This is a genomic window from Mesorhizobium sp. 113-3-9, assembly GCF_016756515.1.
Taxonomy (GTDB): domain Bacteria; phylum Pseudomonadota; class Alphaproteobacteria; order Rhizobiales; family Rhizobiaceae; genus Mesorhizobium.
In genome coordinates, this window is record NZ_AP023246.1 from 6826826 (window position 1) to 6844332 (window position 17507).

Here is a 17507-nt window from a genome sequence, read left to right on the forward strand (position 1 = left end):
AACCCAATCCTGTCTGGCGATTTGGATGTCTGTGGTGGCCTGGTGCGTGTCAGATCTCGAGGCGCCGGCCCTTGTAGGCGTCTGGGATCGCCGCATCGCTGCCGAAGAAGGCGTGCCTGGACATGTCGGGCGAATAGCGACTGCCGGGTACGCTGCGGCCAAGCGCTTCGGCCACGGCACGGATGTGATGCGGGGCCGCGCCGCAGCAAAGCCCGATATAACGGACCCCGAGATCAAAGGCTTCCCGTGCGAATTCGGCGCATTCGTAGCGATTGCAGGTGAACGGGTCGAGCGCGGTCGGGAACGGCCGGTTGCCGGGAATGCAGGAACAGGCGCGGTCGGTCAGCGACTGGAAGGTCGGTTCCGCGTCAGTCGTGCGGTAGGGCACCGGCAGTGCGGCGACATGGCATGAGATGGCGTCGCGCACTTTGCGCACCACCGGCATCAGCGTCTTCGGCCCGCGCTGGCAGTTCAGTCCAACGACGTCGGCGCCCGCCGCCTCCAGCCGCTTGCAGGCATCGACGACCGAGACGCCGTCGAACATCTTTTCCTCACGGTGGACGGAGAGCGTGACCACGGTCGGCAGGCCGGTTTTCTTCATCACGTCGAGCGCGATCTCGGCCTCGCCGCACCAGTCGATGGTCTCGGCGATGAGGAAGTCGGCCCCCTCCTCCACCGCCCAGCCGATCTGCTCCTCGAACATGGCGCGCACGGCATCGTGGGTCTTCCTGTCGTCAGCCTCATAGGCATTGGTGTTGCAGATGTTGCCAGCCATCAGGCAATCATTGCGGTCGGCGACATCCTTGGCTATGCGCAACGCCTGACGGTTGATCTTTTCCAGAATATCCTCACGGCCGATCACCCTCAGCTTCTGGCGGTGGGCGTAATAGGTGAAGGCTTCGACAACCTCCGAGCCGGCATGGACGAAATCCTCATGCAGACGTGTCACCGCGTCCGGATGTTCGAGAACCACTTCCGGTACGAACGGGCCGGCCTGCAGATAGCCGCGACGTTCGAGTTCGAACAGATAGCCTTCGGCACAGATGACGGCGCCGGCGTCGAGACGTTCGAGCAGGCCGCGCTTGGCCGTGAGAGTAGATTTTGCAGACATGATTTCTTTCCTCGGCACTTAGAGATTGCGGACGCGCGACGGCCACGCGCTGGTTCCGGCGACGACGGCAAGCAAGGTGCGCAGCCGCAAGACGTCCGGATGCAGATGGCCGCAGCGGTCGATCAGCGCGATCTTTTTCAAGGCCGCGGCCTCCAGATCGGCGTCATGCGGCACCGACAGCAGCCAGTCGGAGAACACTTCTTCCGGTGGCGGCAGCGGCGAGACGGCGCGCATCGTCGCCGCATTGACGCGACGCACCGTGCGAGGGCGTTGCGGTCTGCCGGGCGCGAGCCCGGGTATTTCATTGTGCGAATCCATGTTCGTCCTTCTTTGCAAGGACTGAACCTGGTGGTGATGGAGGAAAGCCACGGTCGGCGCTGAGGCCGGTCCGCATCTACCTCTTGACCGCCCACCGCGATCAGTCGAGTTCAAATCTGTTCGAGGCTGGTTTCCGGGCTCCGAAGGGGTCTTTTTGGACCGGTTCCGACACCTTCCCAGGCATTTGCCCAGTGGTCTGTTGTCGGAACGCACGCTTCGCTACCGTTGCGGGGGCAGCGCCGGAATCTCACCGGCTTCCCAATTATCCCTCCGGCCGAATCGACTGAAGGGCACCTTGAACCCCACGATATAAGCACCTGCTCGCCAAGGCCGTCCACACGGAAACGACACGGTCGGGGCGGAAAGCCGATAGAACACCGACACGAGGGCCTCGTTCCGGCAGGTCGAACACATTCCCGTGTGATCGATCACATCTCGTTGACAGTAACAGCGCCGGCTGAATAGGCTGGCGTCAGAGTTACGGGTTTGGAAGCCGGTGAAATTCCGGCACGGTCGCGCCACTGTGATCAGCAATTGTTCTTGCTGAAAGTCAGGCCTTCTCCCGTGAAAATGGTTTCGATCAACGGGACGCTGAATCCCAGGAGAGCCTTAATGTCCAATACCACCTTTGCACCAACCTACGGTCCGGTTCCGATCCCGGCGAAAGAGCTTCTTCCGTGGGCGATCTTCGGCGGTCTCTTGTGCCTGCTTGCGATCTATTTCGTCGGCGCGGAAGAAGGTGCCACCTCGATGATTTCGGGCATGTATGTCCATGAATGGGTACATGACGGTCGCCACCTGCTCGGCTTCCCTTGCCACTAAGAGTTGGCCATTGAGAGCTGGCCATCCCGAAGGGATGCCGTCCTGATCATTTGTTTTAGCGCGTGACAGCAACCGAAAGGCCGGGGGCTTTTCGAGGTCATGCTTCGGGGATCATGAACATGGTTGGTAGTCTTCTGCTGCGCGGCATGCTGGTCGGCATCGTCGCAGGGCTTCTCGCATTTGGTTTTGCCAAGATCTACGGCGAACCGCAGGTCGACCGGGCCATTGCCTTCGAGGAACAAACCGCCCAGGCCGCCGGCGAAGCGCCCGAGCCTGAACTCGTCAGCCGTCCTACACAGGCCGGGTTCGGCCTCCTGACCGGCGTGCTGGTCTATGCCGCGTCGATCGGCGGGCTGTTCTCGCTGGTCTTCGCCTACACCTATGGCCGCATCAGCAGCCTGGGACCGCGCGCCACCTCCGCAGTACTGGCCCTGGCAGCCTTCGTTTCAATCGTTCTGGTTCCGGACCTGAAATATCCCGCCAATCCACCTTCGGTCGGCAATCCCGACACGATAGGGTCGCGGACAGTGCTGTTCTTCATCATGCTGGTGATCTCCATTGCCGCATTGACGGCGGCGGTCGGGCTGTCACGAAGGCTTTGGGCACAGTATGGCCCTTGGAACGCAACGATCATTGCGGGCGCGGCATTCATCGCGGTCATAACGGTCGCCATGTACGTGCTGCCAACCATCAACGAAGTGCCGGAGAAATTCTCGGCCGATCTCTTGTGGCGCTTCCGTGTTGCCTCGCTTGGCATCCATATGGTGCTGTGGACCACCATCGGTCTTGTCTTCGGCGCCATCGCCGAGCGCAGCTTCGCTGATCAGGGCTCGCGTTCGGCGTCCTCTCGTCCTGCCTTGCGTTAAATACGTTCCGAAGGTTGAGGAGGCTGTATAGTGCGGCGCCCTTCATGGCCGCCGTTCTATCGTTCGCGAATAGCTGCGTGCTGTTAGTCCCAGACCAGCGCACCGCCATTCTGGTATTCGATGACGCGGGTCTCGAAGAAGTTCTTTTCCTTCTTCAAGTCCATGGCCTCGGACATCCACGGGAACGGATTCTCGACCTCGGCGAAGACCAGTTGCAGGCCAAGCTGGGCGCAGCGGCGGTTGGCGATAAAGTGCATGTAGGTTTCGCAGAGGGGCGCATTGAGGCCAAGGAAACCGCGCGGCATCGTGTCCCGTCCGTAGGCGGCCTCGAGTTCGGCCGCCGTGCGGATCATGCCGCGCACCTCCTCCTGGAACGCCTTCGTCCACAGATGCGGATTCTCGATCTTGATCTGGTTGATGACGTCGATGCCGAAATTCAGATGGATGGATTCGTCGCGCAATATGTACTGGTACTGCTCGGCGATACCCACCATCTTGTTGCGGCGGCCAAGCGACAGGATCTGGGCGAAGCCGGTGTAAAACCACATGCCCTCGAAGATGACGTAGAAGGCGACGAGGTCGCGCAGGAACGCCTGGTCGGCCTGCGGCGTGCCGGTGCGAAAATCCGGATCGTCGAGATGCTGCGTGTGCTTGAGCGCCCAGGCCGCCTTGTCGGTGATCGACGGCACCTCACGGTACATGTTGAACAGCTCGCCTTCGTCCAGGCCGAGGCTTTCGACTATGTACTGGAAGGTGTGCGTGTGCACCGCCTCCTCGAAGGCTTGCCGCAGCAGATACTGCCGGCATTCCGGGTTGGTCAGATGCCGGTAGATCGCCAGCACGATGTTGTTGGCGACCAGCGATTCCGATGCCGCGAAGAAGCCGAGATTGCGCTTCAGCATGCGCCGCTCATCCTCCGTCAATCCGTCCTTCGACTTCCACAGCGCGATGTCGGCCTGCATCGACACTTCGGTCGGCATCCAGTGATTGTTGCAGCCATTGAGGTATTTTTCCCAGGCCCAGCGATACTTCAGGGGCAGCAGCTGGTTGACGTCGGCACGCGCGTTGATCATGCGCTTGTCGTCGACACGAACGCGGCCGCCGCCGCGTTCGATGAGACCGAGGCCGGTGGCATCGGCGAGCGGAGGCTCCGTCGGCGCGGGATGGCGGGCGGCGGCGGTTGGTTCTGACCAATCGAGCATTTTTTCTTCCTGTTCTCTTGCTGCTTACTGGCAGGCTTCGCATTCGGGATCGTCGACGGCGCAGGCCTTGCCCCAGGCGGCATCCTCACTGATGACGATTGGAGCGGCGGCAACGGCGGCAACCGACGACACCGCATTGAGCTTTCCATCGGTGCCCTTGAGCGTCGATTTCTCGACATGCGAGGCCGAACGCGAGCGCAGATAGTAGGTGGTCTTCAGGCCCATGCGCCACGCCAGCCGGTAGAGTTCATCGAGCTTCCTGCCGGAGGGATTGGCGATGTAGAGGTTGAGCGACTGCGACTGGTCGATCCATTTCTGGCGCCGCGACGCCGCCTCGATCAGCCAGGCGGAGTCGATCTCGAAGGCGGTGGCATAGAGCGCCTTGAGGTCGTCGGGCACGCGGTCGATCTGGCCGACCGAGCCATCGAAATATTTGAGGTCGGAGACCATCACCTCGTCCCACAGGCCGCGGGCCTTGAGGTCATGCACCAGCGCGGCATTCACCACGGTGAAGTCGCCAGACATGTTCGATTTGACGAACAGGTTCTGGTAGGCGGGCTCGATCGACTGCGCGACGCCGCAGATGTTGGAAATCGTCGCCGTCGGTGCGATCGCCATGGTGTTGGAGTTGCGCATGCCGGTCTTCCTTACCCGCTTGCGCAAGCTCTCCCAGTCGAGCGTCGATGAGCAATCCATGTCGACCTTCGCGCCGCGCGCGTCCGACACCAGCCCGATCGAGTCGATCGGCAGCACGCCTTTCGACCAGAGCGAACCTTCGAAGCTGGGATAGCGGCCGCGCTCGGCGGCGAGATCGCAGGAAGCGGAAATCGCGTTGTAGGCGATCGCCTCCATGCTGGTGTCGGCGAAGGCGATCGCCTCGGGCGATGCATAGGCAATGCGCAGCGCCTGCAGCGCATCCTGGAAACCCATCAGGCCGAGACCGACCGGACGGTGGCGCAGATTGGACTGCCGTGCCTCCGGGATGGTGTAGAAATTGATGTCGATGACATTGTCGAGCATACGCATCGCCGTACCGGTCGTCCGCGCCAGGTGATCGAGGTCGAGGCCTTTCAGGGTGACGTGGTTGGCGAGATTGACGGAACCCAGATTGCAGACGGCGACCTCGTCCTTCGAGGTGTTGAGCGTGATCTCGGTGCACAGGTTCGAGGAATGCACGACGCCGACATGGCCTTGCGGCGAGCGGATGTTGCAGGGGTCCTTGAAGGTGATCCAGGGGTGCCCGGTCTCGAACAGCATGGTCAGCATCTTGCGCCACAGGTCGAGCGCGCGAACCTTCTTGAACACCTTGACACCGCCGGCGGCGGCCTTCGCCTCAAAGGCTTCGTAGGCCGCCTTGAAGGCCGTGCCGTAGAGGTCGTGCAGGTCGGGCGTTTCATCAGGCGAGAACAGCGTCCACTCGGCATCGGCTTCGACGCGGCTCATGAACAGGTCCGGCACCCAGTTGGCGGTGTTCATGTCATGCGTGCGGCGGCGGTCGTCGCCGGTATTTTTCCTCAGGTCGAGGAACTCCTCGATGTCGACATGCCAGGTCTCGAGATAGGCGCAGACCGCGCCCTTGCGTTTTCCGCCCTGGTTGACGGCGATCGCCGTGTCGTTGGCGACCTTCAGGAACGGCACGATGCCCTGGCTCTCGCCATTGGTGCCCTTGATGTGGGCGCCGAGGCCACGCACCGGCGTCCAGTCATTGCCGAGACCGCCCGAATATTTGGCGAGCAGCGCATTGTCCTTCACGGCCTTGAAGATGCCGTCGAGATCGTCGGCGACCGTGGTCAGAAAGCATGAGGACAGCTGCGGCCTGAGCGTACCGGAATTGAACAGCGTCGGGGTCGAGGCCATGAAGTCGAAAGACGACAGCAGGTCATAGAATTCGATGGCGCGCGCCTCGCGGTCGATCTCTCTGATGGCAAGCCCCATGGCGACGCGCATGAAGAAGGCCTGCGGCAGTTCGAAGCGCTTGCCGCTGGCGTGCAGGAAATAGCGGTCGTAGAGCGTCTGCAGGCCGAGGAACTGGAACTGCAGGTCGCGCTCCGGCTTCAGCGCGGCGCCGAGGCGGGCGAGATCATAGCGGCCAAGTTCGGGATCGATCAGTTCGGCCTTGATGCCGGTGGACATACATTGCGGGAAATAGGAGGCGTAGCGGCTCGCCATCTCGGCATGCGTCGCCTGTTCCGCCCTGCCGGCGACAAAACTCAGCGCCTCGCGCCGCAGCCGGTCGAGCAGCAGGCGGGCGCTGACGAAGGCATAGTTCGGTTCGGTCTCGACCAGCGTGCGCGCCGCCAGGATCGGCGCCAGCGACAATTCATCCAGCGTGATGCCGTCATAGAGGTTGCGCCTGGTCTCGGTGAGGATGGTTTCAGCTGAAACCGCTTCCAGGCCGGCGCAGGCCTCGTCGATGACCCGACGCAGCCGCGCCTCGTCGAGCGGCGCCAGGCTGCCGTCGTCCGCCTTGACCTTGAGCACCGACGACGACGCGTCCGCCACGCTCGCGCTGTGGGCCTGGCGGTCGCGACTGCGCTCCTCGCGGTAGAGCACGTAGGCGCGTGCCACCTTGTGGTGTTCGCTGCGCATCAGCGCCAGTTCGACCTGGTCCTGGATCTCCTCGATGTGGAAGGTGCGGCCAGCGTCCGCACGGCGGGTGAGCGCTGCCATAACCTGCGCGGTCAGTTCCTCCACGACGTCATGGACACGCCGCGAACCGGCGGCCACCGAACCCTCGACCGCCAGAAAAGCCTTGGTCAGCGCAACCGCGATCTTGGTGGCGTCGAACGGCGTCACCGAGCCGTTGCGGCGGATGACCTGATAGGCCGGCCGCGCAGGCTGGGCCGATGTATCGATGCGAGAGAAAGGAACCCGATCGGTCCCGTTGGTGTGGATGGTGGAAGTCGCCGGCATCATGATCCCCGATTGGTTGGAGACGGAGGCCTTGGCGCACGCATGCCTGAGTGACGGCCGGAGATTCGGCCGCAGCAAGCGCACCACCGGGACACCCCGCCCGTGGACGTTCAAATTCATCGCGGCAGGTCTCCTGGCTCGCAGGTCGTCGCTTCCGTCGGCCTTCCCAGCGCGTCCACGCCAGTGGCATTACTCGACTTAAGCTCGCTGCTTACAGTTGCGGGGGCAGCGCCGGCATTGCGAAGAATCGCTCACCGGCTTCCCTCTTAGCTCCCGAATCCAAACAGATTCGAAAGAACCACGATGGCTATATGTAGCGTCTCCGGACCCCAACCTGTCAATGGCTTGACGATTCGAATTTTGGATCGTCAACAGGGCGTCGACCCTAAGCCTTGTCGACGCTCGCCAGGAAGCGGGCGAAGATTGGATCGAAGCGGCCGGGCGAATCCCAGAACGGCGCATGGCCTGAATCGTCGAGCAGATGCGCCTTGCCTTCCCACAGGTTGGAAATTTTCACGGCCGCGACGAAATCGGTGTTGACGAACGGTTCGTCGATGCCGTTCAGAACGGCGATGGGCGGCGTCTTGCCGGCGACGATCTCGCGCTGGTTGCGGCCGGTGCCGGCCGCGAATTTCTCGAACATCAGGCGCCGTGCGCGACCGTCAGTGCGTGCGACAGTGTCGAGGAGAAACGGCTCGAACGGCTCACCGCAGGTGCTGCGCGCATAGGCCTCGACATCGGCGGCAGTGAAACTTTCCTGTCCGGCAAGGTGCATGTGCGGGCTCGGTTTGAAGCCGTTGCCGACCTCCGAGGGCGCCACTGGCGGGGTGCCTGTGATCATCAGGCCGAGCAGGCCGGGAAAGCGGTCGATCATCTCCAATCCGATATGGCCGCCAAGCGACCAGCCGAAGACGATGGCCTTGTCGATGCCGAGCAGCCCGAGCACTTCGGTCATCGCATCGGCATAGCCCTCCATGCTGTAGGAGCGGTCCGGATCGATCGCATCACCTGATGCCCCGTGGCCCGGCAGATCGGGAGCGATGATACGGTAGCGCTCGCCCAGCTGGCTCTCGAGCTGGTTGCGGAAAACAGCTCCGGAAGAGGAATTGCCGTGGATCAGCAACACGGCGGTGCCTTTGCCACCGGTCTCGCGAACGGCGATCTTGCCGTGGCTGGTTTCAAGGGTCTTCTGCGAGATCGTCATGGTCCGCTCCGTCTGGAATTGCCTTGTTTTAGTGCAGATGCGCAGCAAAGCGCCACGGCTTCCATACCTTTTGCGGGAACCGTCTTCCCGGTCAGGCTGCGTTGAAAAATCCTTTTCAAATAAGAACAATTATGCGTAGATTGTCAATTATCCAACTCCCGATGAACGGGAGGAAAACAGGGAACCGCACGATGAAATTCAAATCCGCAGGCAACAGAATCCGCCATATGCTGATGAGCAGCGCGCTGATCGGCGTGTTTGCCACGGCGAGCGCGCCCGCTTTCGCCGACGTCGTCAAGATCGGCCTGCTCGCGCCTATCACCGGGCCCGCCGCGGCGGACGGGCAGGAATTCCAGCGCGGCGTACAGATGGCGATCGACGAGGCAAACGCGGCCGGCGGCGTTGCCGGCAACACGTTCGAACTGGTGGTCGGCGACGTCAAGGATCAGTCCGCTGGCAATGTCACCAGCGCGGTCGAGCGCCTGCTTGGCGATCCCGGCGTGCAGTTCATGCTCACCGGTTACGCCAGCTTGACGAATTTCGAGATCGACAACATGGCCGAGGCCGAGATGCCCTACATGCTCGCGGCCACCTCGCAGCAGACCAAGGATATCATCGCGCCGAACCCTGACAAATACATGTGCTGCTGGTCGCTGACGCCGTCCTTCGACGCCTATAACACCGACGTCACCCTGTTCGTAGAGAAGCTCGCGGCCGACGGCAAGATCACCTTGCCGACCAAGAAGGTCGCCATCATCTCCTCGGACAACGCCTATTCCAAGACCATCTCCGAAGGCATGAAGAAGACCTTCAAGGAAAAGGGCTGGACCATCACGGTCGACGAGATCGTTCCGTTCGGCGAAGTGACCGACTGGCGCTCGATCCTCGCCAAGGTGCGCGAGAATGTCCCGGACGTCGTCATCAATACCGACTATCTGCCGGGCAATTCGGCATCCTTCCTGAACCAGTTCCTCGAGCAGCCGACCAAGAGCCTGGTCTTCCTGCAATATGCGCCGAGCGTTCCGGAATTCGTCGAACTGACCGGCAAGAAGTCGAACGGTGTGATCTACAATCTCCTGGGCGGGGCGCTGACGACGCCGAAGAACCCGCGCGCCGACGAGGTGGCGGCCAAGTTCAAGGCGAAATACGGTGTCGAGAGCGGGACCTATGGCGTTGGCCTCTACGAAATGACCAATGTCTATTTCGACGCGGTCAAGAAGGTCGGCGGCGCATCGGACCATGCCGCGATCATGAAAGCGCTGTCGGAGACCGACAAGCAGGTCGCCGAGGGCCGGTTGAAGTTCGATCCCGCAACCCACCTTGCCACGCAGGGCGACGACTATATCCCGATCACCTTCTTCCAGATCTGGGACGGCCAGCGCACGCTGATCTCGCCGGAGAAATACGCAACAGGCGCCTTCAAGCCGCAGCCCTGGATGCAGTGAGGGATGGCCCTGCTTGAACTGGACGACGTGTCGAAGGCCTTCGGTTCGCTGAAGGCCGTCGATGGCGTGTCGTTCAAGGTCGAGGCCGGCGAGATTTTCGGCATCGCCGGCCCGAACGGCAGCGGCAAGAGCACGCTGTTCAACATCATCACCGGCATCCCGTTCGGACCCGACCGGGGCCGCATCCGCTTCGACGGGACCGCCATCAACGGCAGACCAGGGCACGCCATCGCGCGCCTCGGCCTTGCCCGCACCTTTCAGCGCGAGACCTCCTTCGACGGGCTGACCGTTTTCGAGAACGCCTTGATCGGCGCAAGCTACGGCAAGCAGGAAAAGGCGGCCGCTGCCGCCCGCGAAGCCGCCGCCGAAGCGCTGGAGTTCGTTGGACTGGGCTCCGCGTCGTTCGGGAGGCTCGCCGGCGAACTGTCCGTCTTCGAGCGCAAATGCCTGATGCTTGCGACCGCGATCGCCATGCAGCCGCGCATGCTGTTGCTCGACGAGCCGGCGTCGAGCCTGACCAAACCCGAGATCGAGACATCGATCGGCCTGATCCGCCGCACCGCCGAACGCGGCATCACCATCCTCCTGATCGAGCATGTGCTGACCTTCCTGATGAGCCTGTCGCAGCACCTGCTGGTGCTCAACAATGGCCGAGTACTCGCCGCCGGCGAACCGGGGAGCGTGATCGCCGACCAGCGCGTCATCGAAGCCTATCTCGGAACCAGGAGGGCGGTGGCGTGAATCCCATTCTCACCGTCGAGGGCGTGACCGCAGGCTATGGCCGCGTCACCGTGCTGCACGACATTTCGCTGGAGGCAGGCCGTTTCGGCAATGTCGGCCTGTTCGGGCCCAACGGCCATGGCAAGACGACGCTGCTGCGCGCCATCTCCGGGCTGCTGCAGCCGAAAAGCGGCCGCATCCTGTTCGACGGGCAGGACATCGCCGGCCGTAGCGCTCGCGCCATCGTCGGCACCGGGCTGATCCATGTGCCGCAAGGCAACCGGCTGTTTCCCGACCTCTCCATCGCCGACTGCATGGCGCTGGGCGCCTATTCGTCGCGCGCCCGCCCGCATGAGGCCGAAAACCGCGAGAAGGTGGTCAAGCTGTTCCCCAAACTGGCCGAACGTTGGCGCCAGCGCGTGCGCACGCTGTCGGGCGGCGAGCGCCAGATGGTGTCGATCGGCACGGCGCTGATGAGCCATCCGCGGCTATTGATCCTCGACGAGCCGACGCTGGGGCTGGCGCCCAAGATCAAGGACGAGCTCTGTGCGTCCGTCATGGACATTTCGCGCGGCGGCGTGCCGCTGATCGTCGTCGAGCAGGACATCGAATTCCTGCTCGAACTGACGCAGCAACTCTACCTCGTCAATCATGGCGCGGTGGCGACCGAGATCAAGCCGGGCGAAAGCCTCGACCACGGCGAGATCATGTCGATGTACTTTGGCCATTAGGATTTCGAACATGAGCGCATTGGCGGAAATCCTGTTCGGCGGCCTGTTCCAGGGCTCGCTCTACGCCATGATGGCGGTTGGGCTCGCCCTGGTCTGGACGACGATCGGCGTGTTCAATTTCAGCCATGGCGTGTTCATGATGCTGGGCGCCTACATCGCGTGGCAACTGGTCGAACTCGGCCTGCCGGCAGCGGTGGCCTTTCCGGTCGCCGTCGTCGTCATGGCCGGCGTCGGCTGGATACTGCAGGCGAGCGTCGTGCGGCCGCTGATCGGCCGGCCCAACATCGTGCTGGTCGTCGTCATCACCACGCTTGCCGCCGGCTCGCTGATCGAGAACGGCGCCCTGACCATCTGGGGGCCGCGTTCGAAGCAGATCCCGGCGCTGATCGACGGCAACGCCACCATCGGCGGCGTCGGCGTTTCGCTGCACCAGATCGCCATCATCGTCATCACGCCGCTGATCCTGGCGGCCCTGTGGATGTTCCTCAACCGCACACGGCTTGGGCTGGCGCTGCGAGCAGTGGCGCAGAACGAGGATGCCAGCCATCTGGTCGGACTGAACGTGACCGCGCTCTATGGGCTGGCCTTCGCCATCGCCGCTTCGCTGGCGGGGCTGGCCGGCATCTTCATGGGCGGCTATCGTTTCATGTCGCCTGTCATGGGCAGCGACCCGCTGCTCAAGGCGCTGATCGTCGTCGTCTTCGGCGGCATATCGAGCATATCGGGACCAATCTTCGCCGCTTACCTGATCGGCTTCTTCGAGGCCGCCTGCAGCTACTATTTCGGCCTCTACTGGACGCCGGCATTGCTGTTCGGCGTGCTTATCCTGACCCTGATGGTGCGCCCCGAGGGCATCTTCGCCAGCCGCTCGCGAGGCCTCGCATGACCGACACGACCTCGACGATGGCACCAGTCCGCACAGCAGCGGCAACCCCGATCGCGCCGGGCCGCACGCCGTGGAAGCATGAGGCCGTCGGCTTCGTGCTCGGCTTCGCGCTGCTGGCACTGCTGCCGCTGGTCTTCGGCGACACCTATGCCCGCCACATCCTGATCATGGCCTTCATCTATGCCATCGTCGCCTCGAACTGGGACCTCAGCCTCGGCTATGGCGGCGTCTTCAATTTCGGCCATCTGGCGCTGTTCGGCATCGGCGTCTATGCCTACAGCCTGCTGACCAAGCTGGCAGGCCTCGACCCCTGGATCGCGCTGTTTGCCAGCGGCATCATCGCCACGCTGGCGGCGATCCTGGTGACCATCCCGATTCTGCGGCTGAAAGGCATCTACATCATCCTGGTGACGTTCGGCTTCGCGCAGCTGGTGATGCAGGTGATCCTCAGCCAGTCCGACATCACCGGCGGCACGCAAGGCATCGTGCGCATTCCAGGCCTCTACTGGTTCGACCACAACATGGTCCGCGACGGCAAGTTCGCCTATTTCTACATCGCCCTGGCGCTGCTCGTGGCAAGCACCTTGTTCCTGCGCGTGTTCGTGCGCTCGCGTGCCGGCGCCAGCATCGTGGCGTTGCGCGACAATGAGGAATACGCCATCAGCCGCGGCATCTCGATCGTGCGCCAGCGCATGCTGACCCTTGCGGCCAGCGCCTTCTTCACCGGTGTTGCAGGCGCCTTCTATGCCGCTTACCAGCGCAATGCCTCGATCGACGTCTTCGGCATGAGCCTGGCGACCATCATCCTTTCGATGGTGCTGCTCGGCGGCACCAGCACCATCTATGGCGCCATCATCGCCTCCTTCGTGCTGACCGTCTTTGCCGAGTGGATGGCCGATTTCGGGGCATGGCGGCCGATGATCACTGCGGTGCTGATCATCGGCGTGATGCTGGCCTATCCGAGCGGGCTGGCCGGCATGATCAAGGCCGCATGGGGTGCCGTCGCCGGGCGGATCAAACGCCCGGCCTGAGTGCCCGAAACAGCAGCGCTGCTCAGCGGACGCCGCACCAGTCGATCACCGAAGCGGCAATCACCTTGGCGGTCTCGACCACCGATTCCACCTCGACATATTCGTTGGCGCCATGGAAACCATCGCCCGATGGACCGAAGATGACGCCGTCGACACCGGCGCCGGCATAGTGCGCGGCATCGCACACGGCGACGAAGCCGCGTGCCTCGAGCGCCTTGCCGACCGCGGCCTTGCGCTTCATCAGCGACGTCACCAGCGGATGGTCGACCGGCGTGTTCATCGGCGGGAAATGCAGACCGCCGAGCTCCCACTGGATGGTCGGCGGATTGTCGCGCAGCCAGGCGTCGGTCTGCGCGAAATGATGGACGAACGCCTCGAAGTCGCGGCGATAGTCGGCCGAATTCTCATCCGGCATGAACTTCATGTCGAGATCGAGCACGGCGACATCGGGGATGATGGCCGGGTTGGTCATCACCGTCGGCAGGCCATGCTCGCCAAGACCTGTGCCGCCATGCACGACGCCGATATTGATGGTGTTCATGCCGAGCGGCAGCAGCGGGTGCGACTTTGCCCGCGTCCGGTCCAACTCATACTGGCGGACGGCTGCAATGAAGCGCGCCGCGATCTCGATCGCGTTGACGCCCGGCTTCAGCCGGTCCTTGTCGTGGCGCTGCGGATAGATTTCGTTGTAGCGCAGCGCCGAATGCGCGTTGCGGCCACGGATCGTCACCCGCGCCCATTCAAGACCGCCCTCGACCGGCAGCACGTCGCCCCAGGTCGGCTCCGCGACAAGCACCGCCTTGGCGAGCTTGCCCTTCTTCACCGCGTCTATCGCGCCGAAGCCGCCGGCCTCCTCGTCGACGACGGAATGGATGGCCAATCGGCCTTGCAACGTGATGCCGGCCTTTTTGATCGCATGAGCGGCGGCGACGCAGGCCGCGACGCCGCCCTTCATGTCGACAGCACCCCGGCCATAGAGCCGGCCATTGGTGATCTCGCCGCCGAACGGATCGACGGACCAGTCCTTCATCTCGCCGACCGGCACGACATCGATATGCCCGCACAGGATCAGGCTGCGGTCCTCGTTTCCAGCCCATTCGCCGACCAGATTGGGCCGACCGGGCAAGGCATCCCATTGTTCGGTGCGGAAGCCGTCCCGCATGAGGATCGGTTCGAGCAGCGCCTGGACATCCGCCTCGCGGTTGATCGCCGGGTTGGCTTCGAATTTGGGATTGACCGAGGGGATGCGGACCATGTCGCGGGTCAGCCCGATCAACCAGTCGCGGTCGGCCTCGATCTCGGCCTGCACGGCATCGATGATGGTCTGGGTGTCGGGCATCGTCGTTTCCTTCCTCGCATCGCCGCGCCAGCGCTTCGACGCTATTTCCTGGGGGGTCTGGGTTTGGCGGTTTCGTTGTCCGGTGCCGAGAGGGCGGCATCGAGGGTGACGGCATTGGCGCTGCGGATCTTCTCGATGTCCTCGATGCGCTTGCGCACCCCGGCGCCATGGCCTTCCAGCGCATGGGCGAAGACGGTCTCCATCTGCGCCACGGCGGTGGCCAGCGTGTCGAAGGGTGAATTGGCGTCGATCGCCGCGACCATGGTCAGGTCGGCGATCTCGGCGATCGGCGACAGCCAGACGTCGGTGAACAGCAGCACGGAGACGCCGCGTTCATGCGCCTGTTGCGCGAAGCTCACCACGTCCGACTGGTAGCGCCGATAGTCGAACACGACGAGAAGGTCGCGCCTGCCAAGGTCGATCAGGAGATCGAAATCGGCAGGGCTGAGCGAACCGATGTCGCGTACGCCGGAGCGGAATTGCAGGAGGTAACCGGCAAGCATGGAGGCGATATGCCGGCTGAAGCGGCCGCCCAGCAGCACGACCTGGCCCTTGGTCTCGAGCAGCAAATTGACCGCGCGCGTGTAAGCCTGCAGCGGCACCGCCGTGCGCGTGCGCTCCAGGCTGTCGGAGACCGAGTGGAAATAGGCCAGTGCGGTGCCTTCGCTGGAGCCGCCCGGGCGCTTGGCCTCCATCATCAGCAGCGGCGAGTGCAGCCTGGATTCGACCTCGGTGAGCAGACGCGCCTGGAAATCGGCAAAGCCGACATAGCCGAGCTTGGTCATCAGCCGTGTCACGCTCGGGTCGCTGACCCCGGCGCGCCGTGCCAGACGGGTCGCTGTTCCAAGTCCCGACATCGGATAATCGGCAAGCAGGACCTGGACGATCTTTTCTTCCGCCGACGTGAACGCCAAGGTCGTGTTGGCCAGTTCTTCGCGGATCGACATGGTCATCGCCTCTCGCTGACGGGAAGACGATTACCTTACAATTTCATGCATGATTGTCAAATTTGGAAAATATCTTACAGAGCCGTCAGCGCGGCTTCGGCAGGGGAGACAGCCCGAGCATCCGTATTGCACCACACCTGTCCACGCCGGGTCGAACGGCTGCGTCGGCCCTATTTGAAGCTGGCGATGGGCAGGAACTTGACCGCCGAGCCGGTGAAGCGGCGATGATCGGACGTCTGTCCACGCGGCTGGAATCCGTCGAGATAGACCTGCTCCGGCGCCGTGCGGATGAAATTGGCGGCGATGACAGGTGCCGCCGTCGGCCCGGCGGCTATGCCAAGGCGTGCCGCAAGCGGCCGACCGGTCGACGCGGCCGGCACGATCATGGCGGTGGCTTCGGGATCGAGACGTGGCTGGACACGGTCGGCCTTCGGGCTCGTCCTGACGCGATCTTCGGGTTTCGACGCAGGGACGGCAACCTGCCGAGCGGCCAGTCCATGCCCATCGTCAGGATGATGCATGGCCAGCAAGGCAGCGACGGCATCAGCGGATTTGGCTGCTTCCGGCTGGGGCGCCGGGCTTGTCTGGCTTTGCGGCCGCCATGTCGGCAAGGGGATGTTGAGCGCCACCATGTCCGGCGCGACGGCCGCTGGAGCGGCATCCGTCTTGCCCAAGGGCATTTCGGCATTGGCTGCCGCCGGCTTGGCGCCCGGCAATTCGGCACGTGCCGCGGACGCGCTGGCTATCGCGAACGGTGCGGTTTGCGGCGTCGGTATGCTGGTGGTCGGCTCGGCGCGCGGGGCGAAGGCGGGCAACGGCACCGCACTGGGCGCCATCGCCATGACGATCGCTTCCGGTGTCTTGCTGTTTTGGTCGGCGAGCGGTTCTTCATCGGCACCGGCGGAAACCATCTGGATGTCCGCCCGCTGGGCTGCCTCCGGCGGCACGATGGCGATGCCCTGTCCGGCGGTCTTGGGTTCGACGGACCTCGCCGGTTTGCGTGGCGCCGGCACGGCCTCCGCCACATCCTCCGCGTCGTCCGCGCCGCGTCCGCCCAGAAGCGTCGCCAGCAGGCCACGCGCCGGCCTGCGTTGACCGCCGTCGGCGCTTGCCAGCTCGATATTGGGCGTGCCGGCGGACTTGCGCGACTTGTAGGCGGCAAGCGCCTGGTCATAGCCGGGCAGCGGTCTGCCGTCGCTCGGCACATGCAGCGTGTTGCCGTTCGGGAAGACCCTGGCGAGTTCCTGCCGGCTGATGCCCGGCCAATGCCGCACATTGCCGACATCCATGTGAATGAAAGGCGAACCGGAGGTCGGGTAGTAGCCCACGCCGCCGCCCTGCATCTTGAGGCCGATGTCGCGCAGCTTCTTCAGCGGCACGTCCGGAAGGAAGAAATCCATCGCGCGGCCAACCATGTGCTGGCTTTCCCGGGCCACGCCCTTCGAGCGGCTGCGCAGCATGGCGTTCGTCGCGGGCGAGCGATAGGCACTGACGACATGGATGTAGGATGTCGAGCCGCTGGCGCGATAGGCCTGCCAGACAAGATCGAGCAGGCGCGGATCCATCCTGGTCGGCTCGTTGCGGCGCCAGTCGCGCAGCATGAAATTGATCTTCTTCAATCCCGCCTGATCGTAGCGCCCGTTGCGCTTGAAGACGATCTCGGCCTTCTCGCCGGTATGAAGATGTTGAATCCTCAAGGCGCGCGTCTCGGCGGACGCGCTGGTGACGCACAGGCAAAGGAACGCGACCACGATGGCCGGCAGCCATGTCCAACGATGGGAGGCGCCGGGCGCGTTCTGTTCGCTTTCAATCACGTTCATGCCTTGCACATTGTTTCTGTTTCGGGCGATTTGACGTCTTTCGCCAGCTGCTGAGCCTTCTTTTCGAAAACCTCGACCTGACAAGCAGGTTTGAACAGGCAGACGGGCGTCCGTCTCACAACTCGTCCTGTCGATGAACAGCATCTTGGTTA

The 17507-nt window shown here is 63.4% G+C and carries 15 protein-coding genes and 3 riboswitches; of the genes, 7 read left to right on the top strand and 8 right to left on the bottom strand.

Features of this window, described 5'->3' with window-relative positions:
• Positions 1–49 precede the first annotated feature (49 nt).
• Positions 50–1111 carry a homocysteine S-methyltransferase family protein gene (locus MesoLj_RS32775; RefSeq protein ID WP_202323934.1) on the bottom strand — a complete coding sequence of 354 codons (1062 nt, stop codon included), beginning with the start codon at positions 1109–1111 and terminating at the stop codon, positions 50–52.
• An 18-nt stretch (positions 1112–1129) separates the two neighbouring features.
• On the bottom strand, positions 1130–1429 hold the full coding sequence (locus tag MesoLj_RS32780) for a hypothetical protein (RefSeq protein ID WP_140774810.1): 300 nt from the start codon (positions 1427–1429) through the stop codon (positions 1130–1132).
• 107 nt (positions 1430–1536) lie between these two features.
• Positions 1537–1742, bottom strand: a riboswitch (cobalamin riboswitch).
• A gap of 165 nt (positions 1743–1907) precedes the next feature.
• Positions 1908–1997: riboswitch (adenosylcobalamin (AdoCbl) riboswitch) on the top strand.
• Between the two features lie 44 nt (positions 1998–2041).
• Between MesoLj_RS32780 and MesoLj_RS32785 the strand changes: the two genes are divergently transcribed.
• Both MesoLj_RS32785 and MesoLj_RS32790 read left to right on the top strand, forming a co-directional pair.
• A complete protein-coding gene (locus tag MesoLj_RS32785; RefSeq protein ID WP_140774809.1) occupies positions 2042–2251 on the top strand; it encodes a CbtB domain-containing protein in 210 nt (69 codons plus the stop codon).
• A 119-nt stretch (positions 2252–2370) separates the two neighbouring features.
• Positions 2371–3117, top strand: a complete 747-nt coding sequence (locus MesoLj_RS32790; protein ID WP_202323935.1) for a CbtA family protein — start codon at positions 2371–2373, stop codon at positions 3115–3117.
• Between the two features lie 83 nt (positions 3118–3200).
• Here MesoLj_RS32790 and MesoLj_RS32795 read toward each other — a convergent pair whose 3' ends face one another.
• From MesoLj_RS32795 to MesoLj_RS32805, 3 genes are all read right to left on the bottom strand, one after another.
• On the bottom strand, positions 3201–4319 hold the full coding sequence (locus tag MesoLj_RS32795) for a ribonucleotide-diphosphate reductase subunit beta (protein ID WP_202323936.1): 1119 nt from the start codon (positions 4317–4319) through the stop codon (positions 3201–3203).
• A 24-nt stretch (positions 4320–4343) separates the two neighbouring features.
• Positions 4344–7232 (bottom strand): ribonucleoside-diphosphate reductase subunit alpha, encoded by a 2889-nt coding sequence (locus tag MesoLj_RS32800; RefSeq protein WP_202323937.1) that lies wholly within the window; start codon positions 7230–7232, stop codon positions 4344–4346.
• A gap of 106 nt (positions 7233–7338) precedes the next feature.
• Positions 7339–7550: riboswitch (cobalamin riboswitch) on the bottom strand.
• A 67-nt stretch (positions 7551–7617) separates the two neighbouring features.
• On the bottom strand, positions 7618–8436 hold the full coding sequence (locus MesoLj_RS32805; RefSeq protein WP_202323938.1) for an alpha/beta fold hydrolase: 819 nt from the start codon (positions 8434–8436) through the stop codon (positions 7618–7620).
• A 191-nt stretch (positions 8437–8627) separates the two neighbouring features.
• On the opposite strand from MesoLj_RS32805, the gene MesoLj_RS32810 reads away from it, so the two are divergent.
• Genes MesoLj_RS32810 through MesoLj_RS32830 form a run of 5 tightly spaced genes read left to right on the top strand, consistent with a single transcriptional unit; the run spans position 8628 to position 13249 of the window.
• Positions 8628–9881 (top strand): ABC transporter substrate-binding protein, encoded by a 1254-nt coding sequence (locus MesoLj_RS32810; RefSeq protein WP_202323939.1) that lies wholly within the window; start codon positions 8628–8630, stop codon positions 9879–9881.
• Between the two features lie 3 nt (positions 9882–9884).
• Positions 9885–10622, top strand: coding sequence for an ABC transporter ATP-binding protein (locus MesoLj_RS32815; protein WP_140774804.1), 738 nt, complete (start codon positions 9885–9887; stop codon positions 10620–10622).
• A complete protein-coding gene (locus MesoLj_RS32820) occupies positions 10619–11332 on the top strand; it encodes an ABC transporter ATP-binding protein (protein ID WP_056566014.1) in 714 nt (237 codons plus the stop codon). The genes MesoLj_RS32815 and MesoLj_RS32820 overlap by 4 nt, the downstream gene beginning before the upstream one ends.
• A gap of 10 nt (positions 11333–11342) precedes the next feature.
• On the top strand, positions 11343–12218 hold the full coding sequence (locus tag MesoLj_RS32825; RefSeq protein ID WP_115144875.1) for a branched-chain amino acid ABC transporter permease: 876 nt from the start codon (positions 11343–11345) through the stop codon (positions 12216–12218).
• Positions 12215–13249, top strand: a complete 1035-nt coding sequence (locus tag MesoLj_RS32830) for a branched-chain amino acid ABC transporter permease (protein ID WP_202323940.1) — start codon at positions 12215–12217, stop codon at positions 13247–13249. The genes MesoLj_RS32825 and MesoLj_RS32830 overlap by 4 nt, the downstream gene beginning before the upstream one ends.
• 22 nt (positions 13250–13271) lie before the next feature.
• Here the strand turns inward: MesoLj_RS32830 and MesoLj_RS32835 are convergent, their stop codons facing one another.
• From MesoLj_RS32835 to MesoLj_RS32845, 3 genes are all read right to left on the bottom strand, one after another.
• On the bottom strand, positions 13272–14588 hold the full coding sequence (locus MesoLj_RS32835) for a M20 family metallopeptidase (RefSeq protein ID WP_202323941.1): 1317 nt from the start codon (positions 14586–14588) through the stop codon (positions 13272–13274).
• Between the two features lie 41 nt (positions 14589–14629).
• Entirely contained in the window at positions 14630–15535 is a 906-nt protein-coding gene (locus MesoLj_RS32840) for a MurR/RpiR family transcriptional regulator (protein WP_140774800.1), read from the bottom strand.
• Positions 15536–15705: 170 nt separating this feature from the next.
• The gene (locus tag MesoLj_RS32845; RefSeq protein ID WP_202323942.1) at positions 15706–17355 is read right to left on the bottom strand and encodes a DUF882 domain-containing protein; all 1650 of its coding nucleotides are present in this window, start codon (positions 17353–17355) and stop codon (positions 15706–15708) included.
• Positions 17356–17507: the final 152 nt, after the last annotated feature.